Origin of the sequence: Chryseobacterium sp. VD8, assembly GCF_037149975.1 — a bacterium.
Lineage (GTDB): Bacteria > Bacteroidota > Bacteroidia > Flavobacteriales > Weeksellaceae > Chryseobacterium > Chryseobacterium indicum.
Window position 1 is genome coordinate 1 of record NZ_JBBCQL010000391.1, and the last position, 2,020, is coordinate 2,020.

The 2,020-nt window shown below is 40.3% G+C and carries 2 protein-coding genes; both read left to right on the forward strand.

The genetic code is table 11. From position 1 onward, the window contains the following. On the forward strand, window positions 1-927 hold a 927-nt coding region (locus tag WFK35_RS22485), incomplete at its 5' end, for a T9SS type B sorting domain-containing protein (RefSeq protein ID WP_336734844.1). Window positions 928-964: 37 nt separating this feature from the next. Then, the gene (locus WFK35_RS22490) at window positions 965-1,906 is read left to right on the forward strand and encodes a fibronectin type III domain-containing protein (RefSeq protein WP_336734846.1); all 942 of its coding nucleotides are present in this window, start codon (window positions 965-967) and stop codon (window positions 1,904-1,906) included. The last annotated feature ends 114 nt before the right edge of the window (window positions 1,907-2,020 follow it).

The window sequence follows — 2,020 nt, forward strand, 5'->3', positions numbered from 1 at the left end:
TGCTTTCTAGAAAATAATCCGGCAACAGGATTATTCAATTTAACAACGGCTTCTGTCATTAGCACACCTGGGGTAATTAAAAATTATTATCCTTCTTTAACCGACGCTGAAAATCAGACCAATGAAATTTCAGATCCTGTAAATTATATTGCCCCTAATGGAGTTGTATTCATAAGAGTAAGCAATTCTTTCGGCTGTTATGACATCGCAAAGATAACTCTTGAAGTCATTCCACCAGTATTTTCTAATGTTCTGGAAGATAAAATCATCTGTATGGAAGATAAAACCACCCTGGATGCAGGGTCTGGATTCACCAGTTATTTATGGAGTACAGGCGCAACAACTCAGTCGATCAGTAATGTGGGAGTGGGAACATACTGGGTAAAACTTAAAACAGGACAATGCGTTGCTTTGCAGCAAGTAAAAGTATACGCATCGGAACAGCCTGTGATTTCCAGTATTGATATTAACAATAATGAAGTAACTGTTCACGCAATCGGCGGTACGATCCCTTATCAGTATTCATTAGACGGAATTAAATGGCAGGATTCTAATAAGTTTAAAAATATACCAAGAGGTGACATTAAAATTTTTGTAAAAGACGCCTATAACTGTGATCCTATTACCGTAAGTGTATTGGTTCCTAATCTAATCAATGTAATAACGCCGAATGGAGACGGAGTAAATGATTTCATAGATTATTCTGCACTCGCCGGAAAACAAAATCTTGTCTTTAATATATTCGACAGATATGGTGCACAGATTCATAAAGCGGACAAGTCTAATAAATACAAGTGGGACGGGACTATAAACGGAAGAAAAATCTCTACCGGAAACTACTGGTATTCCGTATCATGGAATGAAAATGATAAGAAAAATACTCCTGTAAAATATTCGGGATGGATTCTTGTAAAAAACCGTGACTAAACAATTTCAAACAAATAATACCTTATAATTTTTTAGCATGAATTTAAAATTACTTTCAAGAGCGATGTATACGGGAGCTGTCTTGGCAGCTTCTACTGCAGCAGCTCAAAATTTTCAGCCAATGCTTATTTCATCGGGGCTTAATTCCGATGTTATTGCAAACGGAGTCGGATCTTCCGCAGTAACTACCTCAACCGATGTAGACGGCGTTTCATTCGCTTTTGTATCGAGAGATTTTCAGCTGTCTTCTTCCAGTACTCCCCTTACTTACGGTTTACCGAATGACGGCATCGTAAACAGTGTGGTTTCCACAACTCCGGGATTGTCTTATAAATTAGCCAGTTACAGTGCAAACAATTCTCTGAAACTGGCTAACCAGAACGATTCCGGAACAATAACTTTTTCAACACCGATAGCAGCATTTAAATTATATATGCTCGCAACCAGCGGAAGCGGTGCTTCTACCGTTACGGTAACCGTTAATTTTACAGACAATACTTCACAAACCTTTACAGGAGTTACCGTTTCAGACTGGTATAACGGAACCGGATTCGCAATACAGGGATTCGGAAGAATCAACAGAACAAACGACACTCTGGAATCAGGAAGCGGAACCAATCCGAGATTGTACCAGACTTTGCTGACGTTAGATGCAGCCAATCAGACAAAACCCATCCAAAGCATTACGATTACCAAAACATCAACCGCACAGGGCTATACCAATGTTTTTGCATTTTCGGCAGATGCCTACTCCACTTGTGCACCTCCGACACTGAATGCGACAGGAACACTTACAGCAAATTCCGCAGCAGTTTCATGGACACCTGCAACGGGAACTACCGCTACAACGTACGATATTTACTACAGTACAACCAATACAACACCGGCTTCGGGAGCAACCGCCAATCTTACGGGAATTTCAGGAACCTCAACTACAATTCCGGGACTGAATCCCAATACTACCTATATTATTGGGTAAGAGCAAACTGCAGCGGTGCAGCAAGTCAGAGCGCGTGGTCTTTTTCAGGCACATTCAAAACATTATGCGGAGCCATGACTTCCATGTTTGAAGATTTTGAATCTTATACAACAG